The 24,107-nt window shown below is 61.7% G+C and carries 20 protein-coding genes; 11 read left to right on the top strand and 9 right to left on the bottom strand.

The genetic code is table 11. The features are described from left to right. The first annotated feature begins 7 nt into the window (after positions 1 to 7). On the top strand, positions 8 to 982 hold the full coding sequence (locus DM813_RS10755; RefSeq protein ID WP_128323379.1) for a serine/threonine protein kinase: 975 nt from the start codon (positions 8 to 10) through the stop codon (positions 980 to 982). A 63-nt stretch (positions 983 to 1,045) separates the two neighbouring features. Further along, positions 1,046 to 1,933: an EamA family transporter RarD gene (gene rarD, locus DM813_RS10750; RefSeq protein ID WP_128323378.1), complete on the top strand. Its 888-nt coding sequence runs from the start codon at positions 1,046 to 1,048 to the stop codon at positions 1,931 to 1,933. A 236-nt stretch (positions 1,934 to 2,169) separates the two neighbouring features. On the opposite strand, the gene DM813_RS10745 is transcribed toward rarD, so the two are convergent. Next, on the bottom strand, positions 2,170 to 2,688 hold the full coding sequence (locus DM813_RS10745) for a glycine cleavage system protein R (RefSeq protein WP_128323377.1): 519 nt from the start codon (positions 2,686 to 2,688) through the stop codon (positions 2,170 to 2,172). Between the two features lie 432 nt (positions 2,689 to 3,120). Between DM813_RS10745 and DM813_RS10740 the strand changes: the two genes are divergently transcribed. After that, positions 3,121 to 5,298 (top strand): malate synthase G, encoded by a 2,178-nt coding sequence (locus tag DM813_RS10740; protein ID WP_128323376.1) that lies wholly within the window; start codon positions 3,121 to 3,123, stop codon positions 5,296 to 5,298. A gap of 45 nt (positions 5,299 to 5,343) precedes the next feature. On the opposite strand, the gene DM813_RS10735 is transcribed toward DM813_RS10740, so the two are convergent. Beyond that, a complete protein-coding gene (locus tag DM813_RS10735) occupies positions 5,344 to 5,787 on the bottom strand; it encodes a response regulator (RefSeq protein ID WP_128323375.1) in 444 nt (147 codons plus the stop codon). 237 nt (positions 5,788 to 6,024) lie between these two features. On the opposite strand from DM813_RS10735, the gene DM813_RS10730 reads away from it, so the two are divergent. The 8 genes from DM813_RS10730 to DM813_RS10695 all read left to right on the top strand — a co-directional run bounded on the left by DM813_RS10730 (position 6,025) and on the right by DM813_RS10695 (position 17,066). Continuing rightward, on the top strand, positions 6,025 to 7,962 hold the full coding sequence (locus tag DM813_RS10730) for a DUF294 nucleotidyltransferase-like domain-containing protein (RefSeq protein WP_128323374.1): 1,938 nt from the start codon (positions 6,025 to 6,027) through the stop codon (positions 7,960 to 7,962). Further along, entirely contained in the window at positions 7,959 to 8,663 is a 705-nt protein-coding gene (locus DM813_RS10725; RefSeq protein WP_128323373.1) for a 3'-5' exonuclease, read from the top strand. Before DM813_RS10730 ends, DM813_RS10725 begins: the two co-directional genes overlap by 4 nt. A gap of 94 nt (positions 8,664 to 8,757) precedes the next feature. Further along, the gene (locus tag DM813_RS10720) at positions 8,758 to 9,276 is read left to right on the top strand and encodes an RNA polymerase sigma factor (RefSeq protein WP_128323372.1); all 519 of its coding nucleotides are present in this window, start codon (positions 8,758 to 8,760) and stop codon (positions 9,274 to 9,276) included. After that, positions 9,273 to 10,238, top strand: a complete 966-nt coding sequence (locus tag DM813_RS10715) for a FecR domain-containing protein (RefSeq protein ID WP_128323371.1) — start codon at positions 9,273 to 9,275, stop codon at positions 10,236 to 10,238. The genes DM813_RS10720 and DM813_RS10715 overlap by 4 nt, the downstream gene beginning before the upstream one ends. A gap of 142 nt (positions 10,239 to 10,380) precedes the next feature. After that, the gene (locus tag DM813_RS10710) at positions 10,381 to 12,816 is read left to right on the top strand and encodes a TonB-dependent siderophore receptor (protein ID WP_128323370.1); all 2,436 of its coding nucleotides are present in this window, start codon (positions 10,381 to 10,383) and stop codon (positions 12,814 to 12,816) included. 82 nt (positions 12,817 to 12,898) lie between these two features. Then, positions 12,899 to 14,017 carry a PepSY-associated TM helix domain-containing protein gene (locus DM813_RS10705; RefSeq protein ID WP_128323369.1) on the top strand — a complete coding sequence of 373 codons (1,119 nt, stop codon included), beginning with the start codon at positions 12,899 to 12,901 and terminating at the stop codon, positions 14,015 to 14,017. Further along, positions 14,014 to 14,205 (top strand): hypothetical protein, encoded by a 192-nt coding sequence (locus DM813_RS10700; RefSeq protein WP_128323368.1) that lies wholly within the window; start codon positions 14,014 to 14,016, stop codon positions 14,203 to 14,205. Before DM813_RS10705 ends, DM813_RS10700 begins: the two co-directional genes overlap by 4 nt. Positions 14,206 to 14,270: 65 nt before the next feature. Beyond that, positions 14,271 to 17,066: a dermonecrotic toxin domain-containing protein gene (locus tag DM813_RS10695; RefSeq protein ID WP_128323367.1), complete on the top strand. Its 2,796-nt coding sequence runs from the start codon at positions 14,271 to 14,273 to the stop codon at positions 17,064 to 17,066. On the opposite strand, the gene DM813_RS10690 is transcribed toward DM813_RS10695, so the two are convergent. The 7 genes from DM813_RS10690 to waaF are packed head-to-tail and all read right to left on the bottom strand — an operon-like array spanning position 17,039 to position 23,999. Further along, complete coding sequence (locus tag DM813_RS10690; protein ID WP_128323366.1) at positions 17,039 to 18,481, bottom strand: lipopolysaccharide kinase InaA family protein; 1,443 nt, start codon at positions 18,479 to 18,481, stop codon at positions 17,039 to 17,041. The two genes, DM813_RS10695 and DM813_RS10690, sit on opposite strands and share 28 nt — an antisense overlap. Beyond that, positions 18,481 to 19,233, bottom strand: coding sequence for a lipopolysaccharide kinase InaA family protein (locus DM813_RS10685; protein ID WP_128323365.1), 753 nt, complete (start codon positions 19,231 to 19,233; stop codon positions 18,481 to 18,483). Before DM813_RS10685 ends, DM813_RS10690 begins: the two co-directional genes overlap by 1 nt. Further along, positions 19,230 to 19,964 (bottom strand): lipopolysaccharide kinase InaA family protein, encoded by a 735-nt coding sequence (locus DM813_RS10680; protein ID WP_128323364.1) that lies wholly within the window; start codon positions 19,962 to 19,964, stop codon positions 19,230 to 19,232. Before DM813_RS10680 ends, DM813_RS10685 begins: the two co-directional genes overlap by 4 nt. After that, complete coding sequence (gene rfaP, locus DM813_RS10675) at positions 19,964 to 20,770, bottom strand: lipopolysaccharide core heptose(I) kinase RfaP (RefSeq protein WP_128323363.1); 807 nt, start codon at positions 20,768 to 20,770, stop codon at positions 19,964 to 19,966. Before rfaP ends, DM813_RS10680 begins: the two co-directional genes overlap by 1 nt. After that, positions 20,767 to 21,891, bottom strand: coding sequence for a glycosyltransferase family 4 protein (locus DM813_RS10670; protein WP_128323362.1), 1,125 nt, complete (start codon positions 21,889 to 21,891; stop codon positions 20,767 to 20,769). Before DM813_RS10670 ends, rfaP begins: the two co-directional genes overlap by 4 nt. Further along, a complete protein-coding gene (waaC, locus tag DM813_RS10665; RefSeq protein WP_128323361.1) occupies positions 21,891 to 22,949 on the bottom strand; it encodes a lipopolysaccharide heptosyltransferase I in 1,059 nt (352 codons plus the stop codon). Before waaC ends, DM813_RS10670 begins: the two co-directional genes overlap by 1 nt. Then, positions 22,950 to 23,999, bottom strand: a complete 1,050-nt coding sequence (waaF, locus tag DM813_RS10660) for a lipopolysaccharide heptosyltransferase II (RefSeq protein ID WP_128323360.1) — start codon at positions 23,997 to 23,999, stop codon at positions 22,950 to 22,952. It abuts the gene before it with no gap. Positions 24,000 to 24,107 lie beyond the last annotated feature (108 nt).

Here is a 24,107-nt window from a genome sequence, read left to right as displayed (position 1 = left end):
AGCTGACATGTCGCACCCCTTCGAAACCCTCACCCCCGACCTGGTCCTCGACGCTGTGGAGAGCATCGGCTTTCTCAGCGATGCCCGCGTGCTCGCACTCAACAGCTACGAGAACCGTGTCTATCAGGTAGGCATCGAAGGGGCTGAACCGCTGATTGCCAAGTTCTATCGCCCCGACCGCTGGACTGATGCGGCAATTCTTGAAGAACACAGCTTCACCGCCGAACTGGCCGACTGCGAAGTGCCCGTGGTGGCGCCACTTATCCACAATGGCGAAACCCTGTTCGAACACAGCGGCTTTCGCTTCACGCTGTTCCCCCGTCGCGGTGGTCGCGCTCCGGAGCCGGGCAACCTGGACCAGCTTTATCGCCTTGGCCAGTTGCTCGGCCGCCTGCATGCGGTCGGCGCTACCCGCCCTTTCGAACACCGGGAAGCCTTGGCAGTGGATAACTTCGGCCATGCTTCGCTGGCCACGCTGCTTGAAGGCAATTTCGTACCGAAAAGCCTGCTGCCGGCGTTTGAATCAGTGGCCCGTGATCTGCTCAAGCGGGTAGAAGCCATTTACGCCGACACCCGGCACAAAACCATCCGCCTGCATGGCGACTGCCACCCCGGCAACATGATGTGCCGCGATGAAATCTTCCACATCGTCGACCTCGACGACTGCCGCATGGGCCCGGCGGTCCAGGACCTGTGGATGATGCTTGCCGGCGACCGTCATGAACGCCTGGGCCAGCTGGCCGAACTGATGGACGGCTACAACGAGTTCCACGATTTCGATCCGCGTGAACTGGCCCTGATCGAGCCCCTACGCGCCCTGCGCCTGTTGCACTACAGCGCCTGGCTGGCACGCCGCTGGGACGATCCGGCCTTTCCACGCAGCTTCCCCTGGTTTGGCCAGGAGCGCTATTGGGGCGACCAGATCCTCGCCTTGCGCGAACAGATGGCAGCGCTGGATGAAGAACCGCTGAAATTGTTCTGAAGCGGGCGCGAGTCTGTCTACAATAGCGGTGCTTTTAGATAGCTGCCTAAGCAAGGAATCTGCATGCACGCCGCCAACCCGCGCCGCGGGTACATATTGGGCCTGAGCGCCTACATCATCTGGGGTTTATTCCCGCTCTACTTCAAAGCGCTGCAAAGCGTTCCTTCCGTCGAAATCATCGTCCACCGGGTGTTGTGGTCGGCCTTGTTCGGCTCGTTTCTGCTGCTGGTGTGGAAACACCCCGGCTGGTGGCGCGAGTTGCGCGAGAACCCGAAGCGACTGGCGGTGCTGGCGCTCAGTGGCTCACTGATCGCCGGTAACTGGCTGACCTACGTCTGGTCGGTGAACAACGGCCGCATGCTCGAGGCTAGCCTCGGCTACTACATCAACCCGTTGATCAACGTTTTGCTCGGCATGCTGTTGCTGGGCGAGCGCCTGCGGCGACTGCAATGGCTGGCGGTAGGCCTTGCCACGGTCGGCGTACTGCAACAGGTCTGGCAAGTGGGGACCCTGCCCTGGGTGTCACTGGTATTGGCGCTGAGCTTCGGCTTCTACGGCCTGATCCGCAAACAGGCGCCCGTCGCCGCCTTGCCGGGGCTTGTAGTGGAAACCTGGATGCTGGTGCCGTTGGCCATCGGCTGGCTGCTGCTCAACCCGCTGGCGGCCAGTGCCCAACCGGGATTCTATACCAGCAGCGAGGCACTCTGGCTGATTGCCGCAGGACCGGTAACGCTGGTGCCGCTGGTGTGCTTCAACGCTGCCGCAAGGCACCTGCCCTACACCACCTTGGGCTTTCTGCAGTACCTGGCGCCGACCCTGGTGCTGCTGCAGGCAGTGCTGCTATTTGGCGAGCACCTGTCGAGCAGCACACTGGTTGCGTTCATGTTTATCTGGGCGGGCCTGGCGCTTTACAGCGTCGATGCCTGGCTGAGCTTGCGCCGGCGCAGCTGATCAAAAAACGCACAAACTGCTACAGGCCACGTAAATCATGGCCTGTAGCAACATCTCCCAAGGTTATCCACACCCTCATCCCCGTGCTTTGTGCACAAGCCACTGATTATTGGTGGTTTTTTGCTCAAATGACGCAAACGCCCGCCGTGACTGGGCTGGCGAACGATCCCCCCAGGTTATCCACAGGGCCATCCCCGTGAAACCGGGATAACCCCACGTGATCACTGCGCACTGAATCAATCCTCGGGGCGCAGCTTGAGATCCACCATCAGGTCATCGGCCAGGGCTTCAAGCTTGGTCTGAAGTACATCGAGAGACAGCGTCAAAGGCATCGCCAGTAACGCATCGGCGTGAAACAGCGGCTCGCTGCTCATGGGCGCAGGGCGTACCTCGGTGGTCAGGCGTTCGACATTGACGCCCTGATCCGCCAACAAGCGCGTGATATCACGCACGATACCCGGACGATCATTGCCCACCAGCTCCATGGCAATCGGCTTCCAGGTGCAGGACGGCTCGATGCCGCTTTGCGCAATCAGCACGCGAATCTCATGTTTTTCCAGGGCTTTCAGTGCCCCGACCAACTCTTCGTAGGACTCTGCCGGCACCGCTACCTTGAGGATCCCGGCAAACTGCCCGGCCATACGCGACATCCGGCTCTCCAACCAGTTACCGTTGTGCTCGGCAATGCATTCAGCAATACGTTCGACCTGACCGGCTTTGTCGGGAGCGATTACTGTCAGTACGAGATGATCCACACGCTAACCCTCTGCTTTTAAGGTTCGGCCCCTGAAATCAAAGGGCGCGCAGAAAGTATAGGCAAGGCGCGGCAACCTGCCGCAGCAGCGCCTGAAGACAAATCGTGTACTGTTTCAAGATTTATCTGGAACAATCTGCCACTTTTTTGAGAACATACTGTCTCCCAGCGTGACCCTCTGTGGCCCAATGGTCGCAGAACGACGTATTTAGTCTGATTTTCACAACCGCAGCGCATCATGTAGTATGCCGCAGCGCGGACTACAAAACGTCGAATCGATGTCTGCCAAGGCGCCTGTGAAAATACGCAAACGCTCGCCAGCCTGTCTGGCTGGCTGCACCCAGCCGTCCTTAGGGCATGATCTGGTGCCGTGTTTAGAGAAGCGCGTCAGGCTTAAATAGAAGAGCAATAGCTGAGCAGAGTGAGGCAAGCAATGACTGAACACGTTCAAGTCGGTGGCCTTCAGGTCGCCAAAGTCCTGTTCGACTTCGTGAACAACGAAGCCATTCCCGGAACCGGCGTCAACGCCGAGCAGTTCTGGGTGGGGGCAGAGAAGATCATCAACGACCTCGCTCCAAAGAACAAAGCACTGCTGGCCAAACGTGATGCGCTACAGGCACAGATCGATGCCTGGCACCAAGCACGCAAAGGCCAGGCTCACGATGCCGCGGCTTACAAAGCCTTCCTTCAGGAAATCGGTTACCTGCTGCCAGAAGCTGCAGACTTCCAGGCCTCGACGCAAAACGTCGACGACGAAATCGCCCGCATGGCCGGCCCGCAACTGGTTGTACCAGTGATGAATGCGCGCTTTGCCCTGAACGCTTCCAACGCCCGCTGGGGCTCGCTGTACGATGCCCTGTACGGCACTGACGCCATCAGCGAAGCCGGTGGCGCGGAAAAAGGCAAAGGCTACAACAAGGTTCGCGGCGACAAGGTCATTGCCTTCGCCCGTGCCTTCCTTGACGAGTCCGCGCCACTGGCAGCCGGCTCGCATGTTGATTCCACCGCCTACCGCATCGAAGGCGGCAAGCTGGTTGTCGCCCTCAAAGGCGGCAGCAACACCGGCCTGCGTGACGACGCCCAACTGATCGGTTTCCACGGTGAAGCCTCGGCACCGACCGCCATTTTGCTCAAGCACAACGGCCTGCACTTCGAAATCCAGATCGATGCCAGCACCCCGGTCGGCCAGACCGACGCCGCTGGCGTGAAGGACGTGCTGATGGAAGCCGCCCTGACCACCATCATGGACTGCGAAGACTCGGTTGCCGCTGTCGATGCCGATGACAAGGTCGTGATCTACCGCAACTGGCTCGGCCTGATGAAGGGCGACCTGTCGGAAAGCGTCAGCAAAGGCGGCCAGACCTTCACCCGGACCATGAACCCGGACCGTGAATACAGCGCACCGAACGGCGGCACCGTCACCCTGCACGGCCGCTCCCTGTTGTTCGTGCGTAACGTCGGTCACCTGATGACCATCGACGCCATCCTCGACAAGGACGGCAACGAAGTGCCCGAGGGCATCCTCGACGGCCTGGTCACCAACCTCGCGGCGATCCACAACATCAACGGCAACACCAGCCGCAAGAACAGCCGCACCGGTTCCGTGTACATCGTCAAACCGAAAATGCACGGCCCTGAAGAAGCAGCGTTCACCAACGAGCTGTTCGGTCGCATCGAAGACGTGCTGGGCATGAAGCGCAACACGCTGAAGGTCGGCATCATGGACGAGGAGCGCCGTACCACGGTCAACCTCAAGGCCTGTATCGAAGCCGCCAAAGAGCGGGTGGTGTTCATCAACACCGGCTTCCTCGACCGTACCGGTGACGAGATCCACACCTCCATGGAAGCCGGCGCCGTTGTGCGCAAGGGCGCCATGAAGACCCAGAAGTGGATCGGCGCGTACGAAAACTCCAACGTCGATATCGGCCTGGCCACCGGTCTGCAAGGCCGCGCCCAGATCGGTAAAGGCATGTGGGCCATGCCGGACCTGATGGCCGACATGCTCGAGCAGAAAATCGCTCACCCGCTGGCAGGCGCCAACACCGCCTGGGTACCGTCGCCGACCGCCGCTGCGCTGCATGCGCTGCACTACCACAAGGTTGACGTGTTCGCCCGTCAGGCAGAATTGGCCAAGCGTGCACCGGCTTCGGTGGACGACATCCTGACCATCCCGCTGGCGACCGACACCAACTGGTCGGACGAAGAAAAACGCAACGAGCTGGACAACAACGCCCAGGGCATCCTCGGCTACGTTGTGCGCTGGATCGACCAGGGCGTAGGTTGCTCGAAAGTGCCGGACATCAACGATGTCGGCCTGATGGAAGACCGCGCCACCCTGCGTATTTCCGCCCAGCTGCTGGCCAACTGGCTGCGCCATGGCATCGTCACTGAAGCGCAAGTGCTGGAAAGCCTCAAGCGCATGGCGCCGGTGGTGGACAAGCAGAACGCCAACGACCCGTTGTACCGCCCGCTTGCACCCGATTTCGACAGCAACATTGCCTTCCAGGCAGCCGTCGAACTGGTGGTAGAAGGCGCCAAGCAGCCAAACGGCTACACCGAGCCGGTGCTGCATCGTCGTCGTCGTGAGTTCAAGGCCAAGAACGGCCTGTAATGCTCCTTACCCAGTCGCGATGCCCAAGCGGTGTCGCGATTGGGTTTATGTAATGCCCAACTCCTTGCGCACCAGCGCTACCAGCTTGTCCAGATCGATGGGTTTGAGCAGAAAGTCGACAACACTCAGGTGCATCGCTGCGATGGCGTCCGGTACATCGGCATCACCTGAAACGATGATGATCGGCAAAGCCGCTCGCTCCGACTCGCGAATCTGCCGTATCAGCTCCAGGCCATCGAATGGCCCCATGCGCAAGTCGGTAATCAACAGTCCGACATCCCGTTCGGCTTTGAGGCACTTCAACGCCTGTTCGGCATTTGCTGCCGTGACGCACTCGATGCCCTTGGTTTTCAGATAACTGGTTAGCGATTCACGCGCCACCCGATTGTCATCGACGATCAACACCTTCTGTATTGCAGCCGCAGGAACGCTCACCGTAGCCAGCGCTTCACGCTCGGCATCACTCAGTATGTCGTCATGGTCAGGCATGGCTGTCTCATCGTCTATGACCCTAAAAATGTCCTTTGAATCAAGTTCAGACTGCATTTGCCTGACTTGCAACCTGCCTTTCGTCGGCTATTTGACACCTGACACATGGACTTACGTAGACGTCGCACTGGTTAGACTTACGTCCAATGGGCACTGGGCTGCAGGCGACCGACCATGAGGGTCGAAAACAACAAGGTTGGCGCCCCTGCGCCGACATACAAAGACGCGGTAAGGTTCATGAGTAAAACGGACGCCTTCGCCCAGGCCGGAAAAACTGCAGTGCTGCAGAATATCCAAGGGACCCTGCAGTTTCTGCAACGCTTTCCACCGTTCAACCAGATGGAAAATGCCCACCTGGCGTTTCTGGTGGAACAATGTCAACTGCGCTTCTACTCGGCAAACGACAGCATCATCAAACCCGGCGACGGTCCCGTCGAGCATTTCTATATCGTCAAGCAGGGCCGGGTGATCGGCGAGCGCCAGCACGTCACGCGGCCCGGTACCGAAACCACGTTCGAAATCACCACCGGTGAATGCTTTCCCCTGGCAGCCTTGCTCGGCGAGCGCGCCACTCGTACAGAACATCTGGCGGCCGAAGACACCTTCTGCCTGCAACTGAACAAAGCCGCGTTCATTCGCCTGTTCGCCCTGTCCGACGTGTTTCGCGATTTCGCCCTGCGTGGCGTCAGCAGCCTGCTTGAACAGGTCAACCAGCAGGTCCAGCGCCGTGCGGTGGAAACCCTCGGCACGCAATACTCGCTCAACACCCACCTGGGTGAACTGGCCATGCGTCACCCGGTTGTCTGCAACCGCGAGACGCCCCTGCGCGAAGCCGTAGCCCTGATGCACGAGGAACAGGTCGGCAGCATCGTCATCGTTGACGAACAACGCTTTCCAATCGGCATCTTCACCTTGCGCGACCTGCGCCAGGTAGTAGCCAACGCCAGTGCCGACTTTGCCCAGCCGATTGCCGCGCACATGACCGCCGAGCCGTTCTACCTCAGCCCACAGGCCAGCGCATTCGACGCAGCCATTGCCATGACCGAACGGCACATTGCCCACGTCTGCCTGGTCGAAGACAAGCGCTTGTGCGGCGTCGTCTCCGAGCGTGACCTGTTCTCGTTGCAGCGCGTGGACCTGGTCCACCTGGCCCGGACCATCCGCCATGCCAGCCGCATTGAAACCCTGGTGTCGCTGCGCGGCGAAATCGGCCAGTTGGTCGAGCGCATGCTGGCCCACGGCGCCTCCTCGACCCAGATCACCCAGATCATCACCTTGCTGAACGATCACACGGTTTGCCGGGTGATCGAACTGGCCATCCAGGACAAGGGCGATCCGGGTGTGCCGTTCAGCTGGCTGTGCTTTGGTAGCGAAGGCCGCCGCGAGCAGACCCTGCACACCGACCAGGACAACGGCATTCTGTTTGAAGCCCGGGATGCCGCCCACGCCGCCGAGATTCGCGGCCGCCTGCTACCGCTGGCCCAGCACATCAACCAGGGCCTGGCCCAGTGCGGCTTTACCCTGTGCAAAGGCAACATCATGGCCGGCAACCCCGAGCTGTGTTTGTCCCGCGCCGAATGGGCCCGACGCTTCGCCGCCTTTATTCGCGAAGCCACCCCGGAAAACCTGCTGGCCTCCAGTATCTATTTCGACCTGCGTGTGGTCTGGGGTGAGGAGCATGCCTGCGAGCAACTGCGCCAGAGCATCCTTGAGCAGGTAGCCGACAACCGCCTGTTCCAGCGCATGATGGCCGACAACGCCTTGCGCCAGCGGCCACCGGTCGGACGCTTTCGCGAGTTTGTACTGACCCGCAAGGGCGACGACAAAGCCGGCACCCTCGACCTCAAGGTCCAGGGCCTGACGCCCTTCGTCGACGGTGCCCGCCTGCTGGCCCTGGCCAACGGCATCAGCGCCATCAACACCCTGGAGCGCCTGCGCGAGCTGGTGAAGCGCGAGGTCATCGAGCCGCTCGATGGCGCTGCCTACGAAGAGGCCTACCACTTCATCCAGCAAACTCGCATGCAGCAACACCAGCTGCAGAGTCGCCAGAACCTGCCCTACTCCAACCGAGTCGACCCGGACAGCCTCAATCACCTTGACCGGCGGATCCTCCGTGAGTCGTTGCGCCAGGCCCAGCGCCTGCAAAGCAGCCTGGCCCTGAGGTATCAGCTGTGAGCCTGTTCGCCTGGTTTCGACCGCGGCAGGTCGAGGAATCCATTCGTCAGCGCGTGGCACAACTGGCCGCGCCGGCGCCTCTGAGTGAAGACAGCTTGCGCAGCCAGCGCTGGGTGGTGCTGGACCTGGAAACCAGTGGCCTGAACACCCACCGCGACCAGGTGCTGTCGATCGGCGCGGTGGTGATCGAGGATGGCGCCATCGACTTCAGCCAGCAGTTCGAGCGCACTTTGTATCAACGCGATCACAAACTGACCTCCAGCGTGCTGATCCATGGCCTGGGGCCCAGCGCCATCGCCGCCGGTTGTGACCCGGCCGAGGCGCTTCTGGAGCTGATGACGTTCATTGGCGACAGCCCGGTACTGGGGTTCCATGCGCCGTTCGACCAACGCATGCTCGCCCGCGCCCTGAAAGACCACCTGGGCTATCGCCTGCAGCACCCGTTTCTCGACCTGGCTGAACTTGCCCCCCTGCTGAACCCGCAACTCACCCTGCGTGAAGCCGGGCTCGACGACTGGACGGCCTGCTTCGGCCTTGAGGCCATCGCGCGGCACAATGCCAGTGCCGATGCCATGGTCACCGCCGAACTGGCCCTGATCCTCTTCAGCCAGGCCCGGCGCCAGCAACTCGACAGCCCGGCTTTGCTCGACCGGCAGATACAGCGCTGGCGGCGCAAAGGCCTGCAAAATCACGGTTTCTAGTGTCACCCGATGAGTGTCAATTGCGTTTTCCGCGAAGACTCTGTAACAATCGCGAATAATTCTCGTTAGTTAACGCATCTTTTCGGGGAACGCCTTGTCGTCCGCACAAAGCCCACACAGTGAGCTGGTCGGTACGCTCTACCGCGACCATCGCAGTTGGCTACTCGGCTGGCTACGGCGTAATATCGCCTGCGCCGAGCGCGCCGAAGACCTGAGCCAGGACACCTTCGTACGCCTGCTTGGCCGCGACCAGTTGCCTGCGCCGCGCGAACCCCGAGCGTTTCTGCTGGCGATCGCCAGAGGATTGTTGTTCGATCACTTTCGCCGCGCAGCCCTGGAGCAAGCCTACCTGGCCGAACTGATGCTGATCCCCGAAGCCGAACAACCCTCACCGGAAGAACAACACCTGATCCTCGAAGACCTCAAGGCCATCGACCGCCTACTGGGCAAACTGTCGAGCAAAGCCCGCGCGGCCTTCCTCTACAACCGCCTGGACGGCCTGAACCACGGCGAAATCGCCGAGCGCCTGGGCGTTTCCGTGTCGCGTGTGCGTCAGTACCTGGCGCAGGGCATGCGCCAGTGCTACATCGCCCTGTATGGCGAGCCGACATGAACAGCCAACCGGTCAGTGCGCGCGTCCTCGACGCAGCCATTGCCTGGCAACTGTGCCTGGACTCCGGCAATGGCAGCGCCGACGAACGCGCCGAATTCGCCCGCTGGCATGCCGCCAGTGAAGAGCACGCGCGGGCCTGGATGCAACTGGGCATGCTCGACCAACGCTTCAGCGCCGCAGCCGGTCCCGCCCGCCAGGCGTTGCTGCAATCACGTGCAGGTCTGCGTCAACGCGTACGCAAAGTCGGCAGTGGCCTGGCGAGCCTGGTACTGGTGGTCGGCATGCTCGGCTGGCTCAGTGCCCATCAGTCACTGGGCTATTGGCTCGCCGACCAGCGCACGGCCACTGGCGAGCAACGCAGCCTGCGCCTGACCGACGGCACCCTGATCAGTCTCAACACCCATTCGGCGGTGGATATCCGCTTCAACGAGAAAGAGCGCCTGATTGTCCTGCACGAGGGCGAGATTTCCATCGAGACCGGGCACAAGGATGATCGTCCGTTCATTGTCGCCACCGAAGACGGGCGCCTGCGCGCACTGGGCACGCGCTTCCTGGTCAAACTCGAAGACCAGGGCACGCGCCTGAGCGTACTGCAATCGGCCGTGGCAGCAAGGCCTCAGGACAGCGGTAACGAGCAGATCCTCCACGAGGGTCAGCAAGTGCTCATGAGCCACGACAAACTAGGCCAGATCGCTGACGTGAACATCGGTGCCGATGCCTGGATCCGCGGCATGCTGGTGGTCGATAACGTACGCTTGAGTGACTTGATCGAAGAATTGGGCCGTTACCGCAGTGGCCATCTGGGCGTTGATCAAGAAGTGGCCGATCTGCGCATTACCGGCAGCTTCCCGCTGACCAATACCGACCTGGCGCTGGCCTCGTTACTGCCGACCCTGCCAGTGCAAATCGAACAGCACACCCCTTGGTGGGTGACCGTAGTACCCCGCTCCAAAACGCAGTAATCACAGTGACATTTGCGACGGACGGCGCCCGCCGTCCTTGCCGCAATAAAAATCTAAATTATTTTCAATAAGACCCCTATCACTTTTCCGCTCTCGCTCGGCATGGAAGCTAATTAGCCCTTATTCGTCGAGGAGTTGCTGCATGTCCCGCGCCATCAAAACCATTTTGCGCCCCAGCCTGCTGGCCATGGCCATCGCCCTGACCACTCCGTTGGCAAGCAGCGTGCTGGTCGCCGCCGAACAGTCGGACGAGCAGCGCTCCTACAGCCTGCCTGCAGCGCCGCTGTCGAGCACCCTGACGCAGATCGCCAGCCAGTCCGGCATTGCCCTGAGCCTGGACCCAAGCCTGGCCAGCGGCCGCACTTCATCGCCAGTCAACGGTCAATACAGCGGCATCGGCGCCCTGCAGGCCGCATTGCGTGGTACCGGCCTGCAACTTCAGCAAAGTGGTTCGGGAACCTACACCGTCGTCGCCGTACCTGAAGGCGCGATGGCCCTGCCGGTAACCGATATCAATGCCTCCGTTAACCAGGAGAGCGCCTGGGGCCCGGTAGAGGGCTACCTGGCCAAACGCACTGCAGCAGGTACCAAGACCGACACCGCAATCGTCGAGGCGCCACGTTCGATTTCCGTCGCAACCCGTGAACAAATGGACGATCGCGGCGTGCATAGCCTGGATGATGCCGTGCGCTACATGCCTGGCATCGTTTCTGCCAGCTTTGGCAGCGATACGCGCTATGACTGGATGCGCGTGCGTGGCTTCGAGCCGACCCAGTTTCTCGATGGCCTGCCACTGCCCCGCGGCGTGTACGCCAACCCGAAAGCCGAAACCTGGAACCTGGACCGCCTCGCCCTGTTGCGCGGCCCTGCTTCCTCCATTTACGGACAGACACCACCGGGTGGCCTGCTCGACATGGTCAGCCGTCGTCCTCAAGCCGAAAGCAGCCATGAAGTACAGGTTCAGTACGGCAGCGACAACCATCGCCAGATCAACTTTGCCAGCACCGGAAAGATCGACGAGGAAGGCCAGTTCCTTTACAGCCTGAGCGGCGTGCTGCGTGACGGTGGCACCCAGATCGATCACATCGACGACAAGCGCTACAACATTGCCCCAAGCCTGACCTGGAACATCGACGAAGACACCAGCCTGACCTTCCTGTCGCAATTCACCCGCGACGATACCGGGGTCACCAGCCAGTTCCGGCCGATCCAGGGTACCAAGATCGACATGCCGTTCGGTGACATCTCCCACCACAAGAACCTCGGCGACCCGGACTACGAGTTCTACGATCGCACCTACTACGCACTGGGCTACGCCTTTGAGCATCGCATCAACGATGTCTGGCAGTTCCGCCAGAACCTGCGCTATACCAAATCGGACCTGGAATTCCAGACGATTACCGTCTCCAGCTACTTTGAGCCCGGTGGCCCGGTCGACGATCAGGGCAATGCCAATCGCCTCTCCACCAACGTTGACGAAGACATCAGCCAGTTCGCTGTCGACAACAACTTTCAGGCCGACTTCGCCACCGGTGACATCAGCCATACCCTGCTGATCGGCCTGGATCACCAGCGCACCAACACAAACTACCTGGCGATCTTTGGCTTCAACGTACCGCCCACCAACGTCAACAATCCGGTATATGGCCTGCCGATCGTCCGCCCACCACGCTCCGACGCCTTCTACGACTACAACCAGAAAACCCGCCAGACCGGCCTGTACGTCCAGGACCAGATGGCCCTCGACAACTGGCGCCTGACCCTGGGCGGGCGTGAGGACTGGGTGCACACCGGCACCAAGTTCTTCAACAAGAACGATGCAACCAACACCGAGCGCGACAAGAAATTCAGCGGCAACGCCGCGATCAGCTATGTGTTCGATTCGGGCTTCGTGCCGTACCTGTCCTATGCCGAGTCGTTCCAGCCGGCCAGCAATGCTGCGGTGTCGCCAACGGAGTCGTTCAAACCGACCGAGGGTGAGCAGTGGGAACTGGGTATCAAGTACCAGCCACCGGGCTCCAACACCCTGCTGACTGCAGCCGTGTATAACCTGACCCAGAAGAACGTCTCGGTGACCAACACCATCAACAGCATTCCTGTCACCAGCCAGACCGGCGAAGTGAAAGTCCATGGACTGGAGCTTGAAGCCGTCTCCGACGTCACCGAAAACCTGAAAGTCATTGCCGCCTACACCCTGGCCAAATCCGAAGTACAGGACGGCGATTTCAAAGGCAATCGCCTGCAACTGATGCCAAACCAGCAAGCCTCGTTGTGGGGTGACTACACCTGGCACGACGGCGTGCTCGACGGCTTCGGCATCGGTGCCGGCGCACGCTACACCGGCAACACCTATGGCGACCAGGGCAACACCTGGCTGGGCAAGGCCGATGCCTACACCGTGTTCGATGCAGCCGTGCACTATGACCTCGGCCGCCTGGACAACAGCCTCAAGGGTGCCTCGGTAGCCGTCAACGCCACCAACCTGTTCAACAAGGACTACATCTCTACCTGCGACAGTTTCTACTGCTACTACGGCGACCTGCGCAGCGTCGTCGCCAGTGCCACCTACAAGTGGTAAGACACTGACGTCCCATGCTCAGTGACCAAGCCGTCCCCTGTGGACGGCTTTGGTTTTTCTGAAAGCCGAGAAACAAAATGTAATGAAAAGCACAACCATACGCCGCTGGTCCTTCATCCATACCTGGACCAGCCTGATCTGCACCCTGTTCCTGCTGATGCTGGCAGTTACCGGGCTGCCGCTGATTTTCCATCATGAAATCGACCACCTGCTCGGCGATGCGCCGGAGTTCAAGGTCATGCCGGCCGACACGCCGAAGCTCGATCTGCAGCAACTGGTGCTCAAAGCCCAGGCGCACCGCCCGGGCGAGGTGATGCAGTATTTCGGTTGGGATGAGGACGACAGCAACGGCGTGCTGACCATCATGGCGGCCACGGCGGGCACCGAGCCGAACTCGTCGCACACCTTCATGCTCGACGCGCGTACCGGTGAAGCCGTGGAAACGCCATCAGCCAACGGAGGCTTCATGATGACCATGCTGCGCCTGCATGTGGACATGTTTGCCGGCCTGCCCGGCAAGCTGCTGCTGGCGTTCATGGGTGTGCTGTTCGTGGTGGCAATCATCTCCGGCGTGGTGCTCTATGCGCCTTTCATGCGCCGATTGAAATTTGCCACCGTGCGTCATGAAAAATCCCGGCGTGTGCGCTGGCTTGATCTGCACAACCTCATCGGCATCGTTACCCTGACCTGGGCGCTGGTCGTGGGCGTGACCGGCGTGATTAGCGCGCTGTCGGACCTGGTCATCGCCGCCTGGCGCAACGACAGCCTGAGCGCGTTGGTCGCCCCTTACCGCGATGCGCCGCCGCTGACCGAACTGGCCCCCGTCAGCCGTGTACTGGATATTGCCGGTGAGGCAGCGCCGGGCATGGTGCCGGATTTCATCGCGTTCCCCGGCACACGCTTTTCCAGTGAACACCACTATGCAGTGTTCATGAAAGGCGGCAGCCACCTGACCGCACACCTGCTGACGCCGGTGCTGATCGACGCCAGTACACTGGCGGTGACTGCGGTCGGCGACCGGCCCTGGTACATGGACGCGATGATGTTGTCGCAGCCCCTGCACTTCGGTGACTACGGTGGCCGGCCGATGCAGATCCTCTGGGCGGTGCTCGACGTGCTCACCATCATCGTCCTGGGCAGCGGCCTGTACCTGTGGTGGAGCAAACAACGACGCCCACGCGTACAGGAGGCAACAGCATGAGCCACCGCTCGCAATCCACCCGTACGGTGTTTGCCTGGCCGCTGCTGATCGGCCTGCTGGGTGCCGCCGGACTGTTTGCCGCGCTGCTGGGCGATGGTGGCTGGGATGTGCTGTCCTGGGTCGGGTTGGGAATCCCCGTCGTGCTTGGACTGCGCGGGCTGCTGAAACCCAAGGCCAACGTGCCATAACTATGTAACGACCGCGCTGCTGCGCGCATTTCTAGCATGGCCAGCCCCTTTTCCAGGTGCTGGCCATGACCCCGCTTGAACGCATCGAACGCCTTGATCAGCAGGTATCTGCCCTGCTCATCGACCTTCCCTCCCCGGCACAGCCCGTGGACGCCAGCCATGCTGCGCTACAGCGTCTTCAAAGGGCATTGGCAGCTTTCTGGGCAGACCCTGGCCCTGACGGGCACACCCGCAAGCAGCAGTTGCTGACGCTGCGCCGCGACCTGCTGCTCGCCGAACTCGACTTGCGGGTTGCCGACCAGACCCTCGATGCCGACCAGGCCGGGCAGGTACGTACCTGCCTGACGCTGCCACATGCCTGGCAACGCCGACATCTGCCACAGCAGCAACGACCACAGGTATTCCGGCCGCTGCTGGAGGGCAGCCATCCAAACTGGCGCAGCTTTCTGCATGGCGCACTGGTCATCACTGCGGACGTCCCGGAAGGTAAGTTGCTCACCTCCCAAGACGCCAGCGGCGGGGCATTGCTGTGCAGTCTTTCCCACGGTATCGAAGCCTACGCCTCGCTTGCCGAACTGCATGCCGAGCTGTGCGAGCGCCTCGACGACCCGCTGCAAAGCCAGCCCCTGCTACATCTCTTTTGCAACGAAGAGGACGCCGAGCGCGCGCGTCATGCCGAGCGGCTGCGCTATGACTGGTTCACCGATGACTTGCTCGAAGCACAGATCGAGCGCCTCCTCGACACCCAGCGACAGCGCTTGAACATCACCTGGCTTGAGGGTCAGCAGGACAACTTCGGCGACCGGCTCAAAAAGGCCATGTGCCTGAACGACGCTATTGGCACCCAGGCTGTGCTGAAAACCCGCTATTCGTTGTTACTGGAGAGGCACCTGCCAACCTGGCTGCGCAACAGCAACACCCAGGCGCTGAGCCACATCATGCAGACCATGCAGGAACTGGTGCTGGCGACAGAAGCATCCTCCGCTCCGGGCATTCTCACCCTTGGCCAGTTTCAGCAGCAGCACAGCTTGCTGGCATGGACCCGTGAGCGACTGCAAACACGGATTCGGCACGACCTGAACCTCGCGCTAGCCCCTGAGCAGATCAGGGTCAACGTCACCCAGGGGCTGCAGACCGGTTCCCACCTCAACCCATTGAACCCATCGAGCTATGTCACCTGGCAAGGCATGGTCCGCACGGGCGACGAGCTGGTGCACAAAGTCACCCACAGCTACCCGCTGGACGTTTTGGCCCTGCACAACCTGCCCTGGTTCGACTTTGACTACTGGCTGACGGCGAGAATTTCTCATGCTCAAGGTTTGGAGATCCCTGCCACGCTCTCACCGAGTTACGTCAAGAATCTGATCCGTGACCTGAACGTTGGCGGTAGCTACGCGCAGTTTCTCTACACCCAGTTGATCGATTCGCGCGCTGGCAAATGGCGCCTGCAGGGGTATGCCCGGATCAATCGTGCACGGATGCGCGCCGACGCGGTCAAAGCCCGCTATGCCGGTCATTTCGCCAAGGATCGACTGGAGCGCGGCTACCGCTGGGTAACCACTGTGCTCGACTACCCCGACAACGACTACCGCCCCTCCGTCGAAGGCCACACGATTCAGGTGCGGCAGTTGCTGATCAAAGGCCATACCCTGCGGGGCGTACTGTTGATCAATGCCCAGGAGCAAAGCGTCCCGTCCTTTATCCTCTACACCCCCGACGCACCCGACCGCCGCTCCTGGCGCGAATTCGCCAGCGTACGCGAACTACTGCGCGCTGTGCGCCAAAGCCCGCAGCTGCGTCAGTACATCAGCCAACGCCTGCCCCAACTCAATCCTGCTGTGGTTGAACAATTACTGACCAAAGGCCGACTGGGCCCTTACCTCGGCAAACCGGCCATCGCCGGCGAGCTGTTCTTCGCGTGCTACATGGCGGAGGTTCGTAGCGTACTCGCGCGGGTCAACGCGAGCACGCGAACCACTGCCGAGGTCAACGCGCAATCGGTCATCGACACCGCTTGGCTGATCGTTGATCTGGTCAGCCTGGTGCTGCCCAATCGCACCATGGTGGCGCTTTCTATCGGCCGCGCAGTCATTGAAGTCTGGGAGGGGGCCGAGGCCTTCAGCCACGAAGACAGGGAGGGAATCCTCAGGCACGCCTACAACGCGCTGAGTCACGCCAACGATGCGGCGACCAGCTACGTGGGCTCCGGCTTCATGCGTCGGGCGCTGCGCGGGATGCCCAAGCGTCCGCCGCTGCCGGTGCCGGCTCGCTACCAGATCAACCCTGAGCGCAGCACGCTGCGCTACCGCATCGACGGCATCTATGGCGAAGGGGTCTACGAGAAGGCATCGGCATTCGAAGGGCTTTCCCAGTACTTCGTACAGGACAACCATGGCCGCTTTTACAAGGTCAGCTTCGACGGACAACGCTGGCGCGCGATCGATCCCGGGCAACCGGATGCCTACCTGCAACTTCCCCTCACACGAGGCGAGAGCGGCGAGTGGCGGATCGATTCACCGGTGATCTGGCAGGAAGGCCTGCCTGACCTGGAGGCGTTACTGGAGGACTGCCGCCTGCCGGATCGGCGTAAGGGGCAACCCGTCGATGGCGGTCATGGCGTGTACGAGGATGACGGCCTCTTGTACCTGCAGGCCAGCAGTCAGCAACTGCCCCTGCGCCGGCATCTGCTTGCGCAGCACTACCACCTGATCATCCCGCTCGCCCAGCGCGCCCCGGTGGTGGCCTGGGCGGTGTTGCGCCGGGATGAGGGGCAATGGCGAATCAGGGTGCGCCAGCCCGGTCGCAGTAGCGACTGGCTGGCATTACCCGCCGCTTACTCCGAAAGCCGCGGCAACAGCTGATCCAGGTGCTGGTGTAAAGCGCTGCTGCTTGGCCAGTTACGCAACAGCCGCGCGCGGTCACGTGCAAAGGCCGGGGCAAAGCTGAGCTGGGTGGCATGCTGGCACATGGCATCGAGATCGATCAGCGACCACTGGCCGTCCTGCCAGAACAGGTTGTGGCCCTTCATGTCACCGTGGCTGATGCGTGCATTGATCAGTTGCTGCAACAGCGCCTGCAAAGCCTGAAGTTGCGCCTCGGGCACCTCGCCACTGTCGATGTACGGCGCAAAGCTCTCGATCAGGTCGGGACCATTCGCATACTCGGTCACCAGGTAAGCGCGGCTGCGCAGCCCCATGACCCGCTGCTCCAGCACTGCCAGCGGCCGCGGCGTGGCGATACCGAGGAACTCCAGGCGATGCCCTTCAATCCATGAATGCCAGGCCCGGCTCGGGCGCCAGAAGCGCTTGAACCAGTGAGCGGTGTTCTTGATGTTGTAACGTTTGAGCACCAGCGGTCGCCCGTCGACCTCGATGCGAGCAACACTGGCAGCACCACCGGTCTTGTACAGGTGGCCCTGGTCGATCAGCGTGTCGGCCTGCTCCAGCACCGGCAGCATGGCCGCCAGCTCAGGCCGGCGAATAGAACGCAAGCCCGAGAGGCTGCGCTCGACACTGAACAGCGTGCACTCACGCCCGGCCTTGTCCAGGTAGTCCTTCAGGCGCCAGTTGCGCACCTTATCGATCTGCTTCTGCAACGCTTCAAGTGGCAGGGCATGCTCGCCGTTGGCCAGCAAGTAGTGCACCAGCAGCTCTTCAATGAACGGCTCCAGGCGCTTGGGCAGTTGCGCGAAAAGTACGCCGAGGTTCTGCAGCACCAGCGGGCGAGACAATGGCTTGCCCAGGGTTTCAGCCTTGATACCCGCCCCGTCGATCAGGTACAGCTGACCTGCGTGGCGCAACAGGTTGTCCAGGTGCAGGTCTTCCTGCCACAGGCCTTTGGCATGCATGTGCGCCACGGCGGCCAATGCTTCGCCCAGCACGAGCTGCTGCTCATCGGCCAGTGGCGGCAGGGCTTCAACCTCGGCCCAGGCGTCGGCAAGGCTCTGGGCGTTTTCAAGAAACTCGAACAACAGCCAGCCACCCTCACCTTCACGCAGGCCATCGGCAAGCAACAGCGGCGTGGTCAGCCCTTGCGACGCCAGCAGGCGCGCACCGTCGAGTTCACGTTGAAAATGCCGCGCCGCACTGCCACCCACCAGAAGCTTGGCCAGCACCGGCTTGCCACGCCAGATCCCCGCACCAACATAGCGCTGCCCGGGCAACACCCGCAGCAGGCTGAGCAGTTGCAACTCGGCACTACCTGCGGCGTCCGCCAGGCTGATGTTCAGGGGCAGATCCGGATGACGCCCGGCATCCTTGAGTTCGGACAATCGCATCAACGTGCCTCTTTTTCACGGCGGCGGCGCGTCAGGCGCTGCAGCCAGGTATCGACCAGCGAGCTGTCAGCCGCCTGGTCCAGGTAGCTGGCCAGCAGCAGACGCACTTCAGCTTCGCTCCAGTTCGGTGCACGACGCAAGAGCGGCTCAAGGTCCTTGAGACGATCGCGCGCGCCCAGCAGCAGCGGCCGGGTCTTTTCCAGGTCGATCAGTTGCGCCAGCCAGCCATCACTGCGCTCGCGCAAAAAGATGTGCTTGGGGTAGAAGCAGCCATGCACCTGGCCGGCCGCATGCACCGTACGTGCGAGCGTGCCACAGGCGCGCAGGATGCCCTGGCGCTGGCCGATATCGAGTGTCGGCCACTGGCCAAGTAAACGGTCCAGGTCGCTCCACTCATCCAGGGCGCGGGTGATGAGGATGGCCCGGCGTTCGCCGTTGATCGTACGTTCGCCGTAATAGACCGCCTGCAGCGCCGGGATCGCCAGCTTCTGGTAACGACGGATATTGCGAAACTCATGGGCAAAGGTCGGCTCACCGAACGGCCGGCGCAAGGTCCGGGTCAGGTAGTCGCGCTGGCGCTTGAGGTAGTAGCCCTTGCCCTCCAGCTCCAGGCGGTAGACACAGCTCCAGCCGCCACGCCCGGTGTTGGGTTCATCCACCGCATCGAGCTGGACATCCCAGAGCTGTTCGAAACCGTTGAGCCCGTGGCGCTCAAGCAGTGCCTGTTCGGCACTGGCGAGAAAATCAGTCATTCGCGTCCCTCGAAAAACGTCACCACATGCCGAATGCGGCGTTTGTCCGATGCATTAAGACGCTCGCGTCCACGGTATTGCAGGTAGAAGCGCAAGCGCTGGGTCGCCGACAGATGATACTTGGCGACTTTGTCCAGACAGGCCAGGTCCTTGGTGATCCGGTAGCGCAACATGAAACCCCACCAGAAATCACCTGTCGGGCAATCGATGAAGAACACCGTAGCCTGATCATCGACCAGCAAATTGCGCCACTTCAAATCGTTATGGGTGAAGTGGTGATCGTGCATCACCCGGGTGTGGCGGGCCAGTTGACGGCTGATGTGATCGACCCAGCCGCGATCGGCCAGGCGGGCGTCCTTGCGATCGGCAAGCGCCGAGAGGTCTTCGGTACACGGCAGTTCGCGGGTGATCATCGCCCCGCGGCCAAACGCCAGGCCGTTGCGTTCAAGGCCCCAGGCCACCACTTCAGCGGTGGGGATGCCCCATTTGGCAAACTGCTTGAGGTTCTGCCACTCGGCCTTGATCCGCGGGCGCCCCAGGTAGCGGCGCAAGCCTTTGCCTGCACCGACGTAGCGTTTGACGTAGTAGTTGACCCCGTCACGCGTTACGCGAATCACTTCGCTTAGCGGATCGCGGGTCAATCGCTCGCCCTTGAGCGCGAAGACCGCATCGATACTGCCAAAATCCGCCGCCAGCGCCTGGTAACCAGGCTCCAGTGTCCAACCCGCCATCAGAGCGCGTCCCCGTATCGTTGTTTACGCTCATAGAGTTTTTGCGCCTTGCCTTCCAGCCAGCGTAGCAACGTAGCCTCTTCGGCAAGGATCTGGCGCAGCGGCTGCTGGAAGTAACCACGCAGAAAACGCAATTTGTCGCGGCGGGTCAGGCCGATGTCCAGCGCCGAAAAATACAGCGCGGCCAGGTCCTTGTTGCGCCAGCGACGGGAGATACTCGCACGGGTCTGGGCACGGTGCAGATCGATGACCGACAGTTTGAAGTCATCCGCCGTCACCTCGCGATCGGTGTGCAACAGGAAATGGCAGATGTAGCAGTCACGGTGATTGACGCCCGCCCGGTGCATGATGCCAGTCATGCGTGCCACCTCGGCAATCAACGCGCGCTTGAGGCGCGGTGCCGGCGGTTGCTTGACCCAGTCAATGCTGAAGTCTTCCAGGCTGACGGTCGGCGCGAGCTCTTCGGTAACAATGAACGAGTGTTGCGCGGCCGGGTTGCTGCCGCGCTCGCCGTAGGCGACGGCGGTCATGGTCGGCACGCCGACCTGGTGCAGGCGCTCGATGGCCTGCCACTCCTGGCCTGCCCCCAGCACCGGCAACTTGGCGGTGAACAGGTTCTTGAAAATCTCGCCCCAGCCAATGCCGTGGTGAATCTTGACGAAGTAGCCACGCCCTTCGACTTCGGTACGCAAGGTGCGACGGCCTTCCAGCTCGCGGTATACCTGCCCTTGCAGGCCCTCCACGGCGTCGAAGGCATCACGCCCGGCCCACAGGCGTTTGAACGGCTCGGCCAATATCAGTTTCATTTACGCTCCGGTGCCAGGATCACGTCGGCGGCATGCTCGGGCATGCTGTAGAGGTCGGCGCTGTCGGCAAAGGCCAACCCGTTCTGCCCCCAGCTGCTGCGGGCGGCATCGTCTTCGAGCATGCGTTGCAGGTACTGGTTGAGCTGCTCCTGTTCGAACGGCTCATCGAGCACCAGGCCGCTGTCGGCTTCGGCGATGTAGTGGGCGTAGCCGCACACGGCGGACACCAGCACCGGCAAGCCGGCGACCAGCGCTTCAAGCAGCACCGTGCCGGTGTTTTCGTTGTACGCCGGGTGAATCAGCAGGTCAGCGCCCAGCAGGAAACGCGGGATATCGCTGCGCCCCTTGAGGAACTGCACCTGATCGGTCAGGCCCAGGGTCGCGCTTTGCAGCTGGAACACCTTGGGATCATCCTGGCCGATGACCATCAACCGCGTGCGCTTGCGCAGTGCCGACGGCAAGGCCGCCAGGGCCTTGAGGCTGCGGTCGACGCCTTTGGTCTTGAACCCGGAGCCGATCTGCACCATCAGCAGCTGGTCATCCTTGAGGTCGAACTCGCGGCGGAACTCGGCGCGAATCTCGGCGGCATTGGCCGGCGCGCGGCGGTCCTGGGAAATGCCCGGTGGCAGCAGGTGGAAACGCTCCAGCGGCGTGTCGTAATGCTTGATGAACAGCGGCTGCTGGACTTCCGAGATCATCAGGATCTCGGTCTTGGCGTCCCTGGCAAACACCGCCCGCTCGTACTCGGCAAAATGCCGGTAGCGGCCCCAGCGCCGGTAAAGCGAATTGCGCAGGTTCTGCGCCTTGTCTTCAAAGCAGCCGTCTGCGGCGTAGTAGACATCCAGCCCCGGCATCTTGTTGAAACCGATCAGGCGGTCTACCGGCCGCTTGGCCAGGTCTGCTTCCATCCAGGCGCTGAGTTTCTCGTTGCGCCGATGGTTGAACAACGCCTTGACCGGCGCCACCAGCACTTCAAAGCCTTCAGGCACGTCGCCTTCCCAGATCAGCGTGTAGACGCGGATCTTGTGACCACGACGCTGGCACTCGAGGGCAATGCGCATGAAATCGCGCTGCAGGCCACCGAAGGGGAAATATTTGTACAGCACAAAAGCCAGTTGCATCAACGAACATCCTCAGCCAGCAGCAACGCGCGCAATTGGCTCGCCACACGCTCGGGATTCAGGCGAGTGAAGCACAATGGCCACTCGCGTTTGAGATCGAACCGGCGCTGGTCATCAGCGCTCGGTTTGTAAGTGCATTTTTTCTGCAGGCACGGTGCGCAGGAAAAGTCGCTGGCCAGGTGCACCTGGGACTTGCCATAGGCACCGGTCAGGCCAGGGTTGGTCGGGCCGAACAACGACAGGGTCGGCACATCCAGCGCCGCGGCCAGGTGCCCGAGGCCGGTATCTACCGCCACACAGGCCTTGGCGGCAGCCAGCACGCGGGCGACGCCGACCAGATTCAATTTGGGCAGCACCTGGCAATTATTCAAGCCCTTGGCGATGCGTTCGGCACGCGCCTGCTCCGTCGGGTTACCCCACGGCAAGCGTACCTGCAGACCTTGCTGGCCAAGGCGTTCGGCCAACTGCCGCCAGTACGCCTCTGGCCAGTGCTTGGTGGCCCAGGTGGTGCCATGCAGGAACACCACAAACGGGGCTGCCGGTGGCAGTTGCAAACGATCCAGGTCCAGACCGTAGTCGCCAAGGCCTGCCGGCAGGTCGTAGCCCAAGGCCAGGGCGAACAGCTGGCGCACGCGCTCCACGGCATGCTGCCCACGCTGCACCGAAAAGCGCCGGTCATAGAAGCGGCTGGCCAACCCTTCACGGGCCGAATAACGGTCGAGCCCGGCCACCGGCGCCTTCACGTAACGGGTCAGCCAGGCCGACTTGACCAGCCCCTGGGCATCGATCACCAAATCGTATTGGGTTTCGCGCAGGCGCTGTTTGAACTGGCGCCATTCACCGTTCTTGTAGGTCTGCCAGAGGTTCTTGCGCCAGCGCCGGATGGCCACCGGGATTACCTTGTCGACCGCCGGGTGCCAGCTCGGGATCTCGGCAAAGCCTTCCTCGACCACCCAATCGAAGCGGATACCCGGAATCGCCCGGGCAGCATCGGTGAGCGCCGGCAGCGCATGAATCACATCGCCCAGAGAAGACGTCTTGATCAGCAGTACCCGCACTTAATCGACCTCAGCCAGGACATCGACAAGGCTTGGTCCATTGAGGCGCTGCAATGCAGCCACCACGGCCTCTGGCTCAAGTTGACGCAAGCAGTTGTAATGGCCGAAGCGGCAGGTGCGATCAAAGCACGGGCTGCACTCAAGGCCCAGGCGGACGATCTCGACCTGTTCGGCCAACGGCGGGGTAAAGCCCGGCGAGGTCGAGCCGTAAACGGCCACCAGCGGGCGGTTCAACGCTGCAGCCACATGCATCAGGCCCGAGTCGTTGGACACCACCGCGTCGCTGCAGGACAGCAAGTCAATGGCCTCGGCCAACGAGGTTTCGCCGCTGAGGTTATAAGACTCTTCACGCAGGCCGGGGATCAGCCGGTCACGGATCGACTCGCCCACCGCGTGGTCGTTCTTCGAGCCAAACAGCCACACCTGCCAGCCCTCACGGATCTTGGCTTCGGCGACTTTGGCGTAATGCTCCGAGGGCCAGCGCTTGGCTTCGCCAAATTCGGCACCTGGGCACAGCGCCAGCACCGGGCGGTCCAGCGTCAAACCGAACTTGGCCAGAGCGGCATCGCGGCTAGCTGCTTCAATCTCCAGGCTCGGGCGCGGGTACGGCTTGGGCAGCTCGGTACCGGCCGGATAAGCCAGCGCCATGAAGCGCTCGATCATCAGCGGGTAACGCGCTTTGTCCAGCTTGCGCACGTCATTGAGCAGGCCGAAGCGCAGCTCGCCACGCCAGCCGGTGCGCTTGGGAATGCCGGCAAAAAACGGCACCAACGCCGACTTCAGGGAGTTGGGCAGCAGGATCGCCTGGTCGTATTGACCTGCCAGGGACTTGCCGATGCGTCGACGGGTTGCCAGTTCCAGCGCGCCGTGGCCGAGCGGAAAGCTCAAGGCCTGGCGCACTTCGGGCATGCGTTCGAGGATCGGCCGGCTCCACTCGGGTGCCAGCACATCGATCACACACGCCGGATGTTGCTGCTTCAGGCAATGGAACAGGGTTTGCGCCATTACCATGTCGCCCACCCAGCTTGGGCCAATGATCAAAATTCTCATGCTTTATCCAGAAACGATCAGGGAGGCTACAGCCTGTCCGCGAACAGCCTGGCCTCCCTTCTTTATATTCAGGCTATATGTCGACCAGTGTACGCCACTCGGGCTGTA

Source organism: Pseudomonas alkylphenolica, assembly GCF_004025535.1.
Lineage (GTDB): Bacteria > Pseudomonadota > Gammaproteobacteria > Pseudomonadales > Pseudomonadaceae > Aquipseudomonas > Aquipseudomonas alkylphenolica_A.
The sequence above is the reverse complement of the archived record's forward strand: the minus strand, read 5'-3'. Positions and strand labels throughout refer to the sequence as shown.

Excerpts from the sequence above, each read along its gene's own strand:
- DM813_RS10735 (WP_128323375.1), bottom strand. The coding sequence starts at position 5,787 with ATGCCTGACCATGACGACATACTGAGTGATGCCGAGCGTGAAGCGCTG.
- DM813_RS10690 (WP_128323366.1), bottom strand. The coding sequence starts at position 18,481 with ATGCGATTGTCCGAACTCAAGGATGCCGGGCGTCATCCGGATCTGCCC.
- DM813_RS10680 (WP_128323364.1), bottom strand. The coding sequence starts at position 19,964 with ATGGCGGGTTGGACACTGGAGCCTGGTTACCAGGCGCTGGCGGCGGAT.
- DM813_RS10730 (WP_128323374.1), top strand. The coding sequence starts at position 6,025 with ATGAGTAAAACGGACGCCTTCGCCCAGGCCGGAAAAACTGCAGTGCTG.
- DM813_RS10755 (WP_128323379.1), top strand. The coding sequence starts at position 8 with ATGTCGCACCCCTTCGAAACCCTCACCCCCGACCTGGTCCTCGACGCT.
- DM813_RS10670 (WP_128323362.1), bottom strand. The coding sequence starts at position 21,891 with ATGCAACTGGCTTTTGTGCTGTACAAATATTTCCCCTTCGGTGGCCTG.
- rfaP (WP_128323363.1), bottom strand. The coding sequence starts at position 20,770 with ATGAAACTGATATTGGCCGAGCCGTTCAAACGCCTGTGGGCCGGGCGT.
- DM813_RS10710 (WP_128323370.1), top strand. The coding sequence starts at position 10,381 with ATGTCCCGCGCCATCAAAACCATTTTGCGCCCCAGCCTGCTGGCCATG.
- DM813_RS10705 (WP_128323369.1), top strand. The coding sequence starts at position 12,899 with ATGAAAAGCACAACCATACGCCGCTGGTCCTTCATCCATACCTGGACC.
- DM813_RS10695 (WP_128323367.1), top strand. The coding sequence starts at position 14,271 with ATGACCCCGCTTGAACGCATCGAACGCCTTGATCAGCAGGTATCTGCC.
- waaF (WP_128323360.1), bottom strand. The coding sequence starts at position 23,999 with ATGAGAATTTTGATCATTGGCCCAAGCTGGGTGGGCGACATGGTAATG.
- DM813_RS10715 (WP_128323371.1), top strand. The coding sequence starts at position 9,273 with ATGAACAGCCAACCGGTCAGTGCGCGCGTCCTCGACGCAGCCATTGCC.
- rarD (WP_128323378.1), top strand. The coding sequence starts at position 1,046 with ATGCACGCCGCCAACCCGCGCCGCGGGTACATATTGGGCCTGAGCGCC.
- DM813_RS10685 (WP_128323365.1), bottom strand. The coding sequence starts at position 19,233 with ATGACTGATTTTCTCGCCAGTGCCGAACAGGCACTGCTTGAGCGCCAC.
- DM813_RS10700 (WP_128323368.1), top strand. The coding sequence starts at position 14,014 with ATGAGCCACCGCTCGCAATCCACCCGTACGGTGTTTGCCTGGCCGCTG.
- DM813_RS10740 (WP_128323376.1), top strand. The coding sequence starts at position 3,121 with ATGACTGAACACGTTCAAGTCGGTGGCCTTCAGGTCGCCAAAGTCCTG.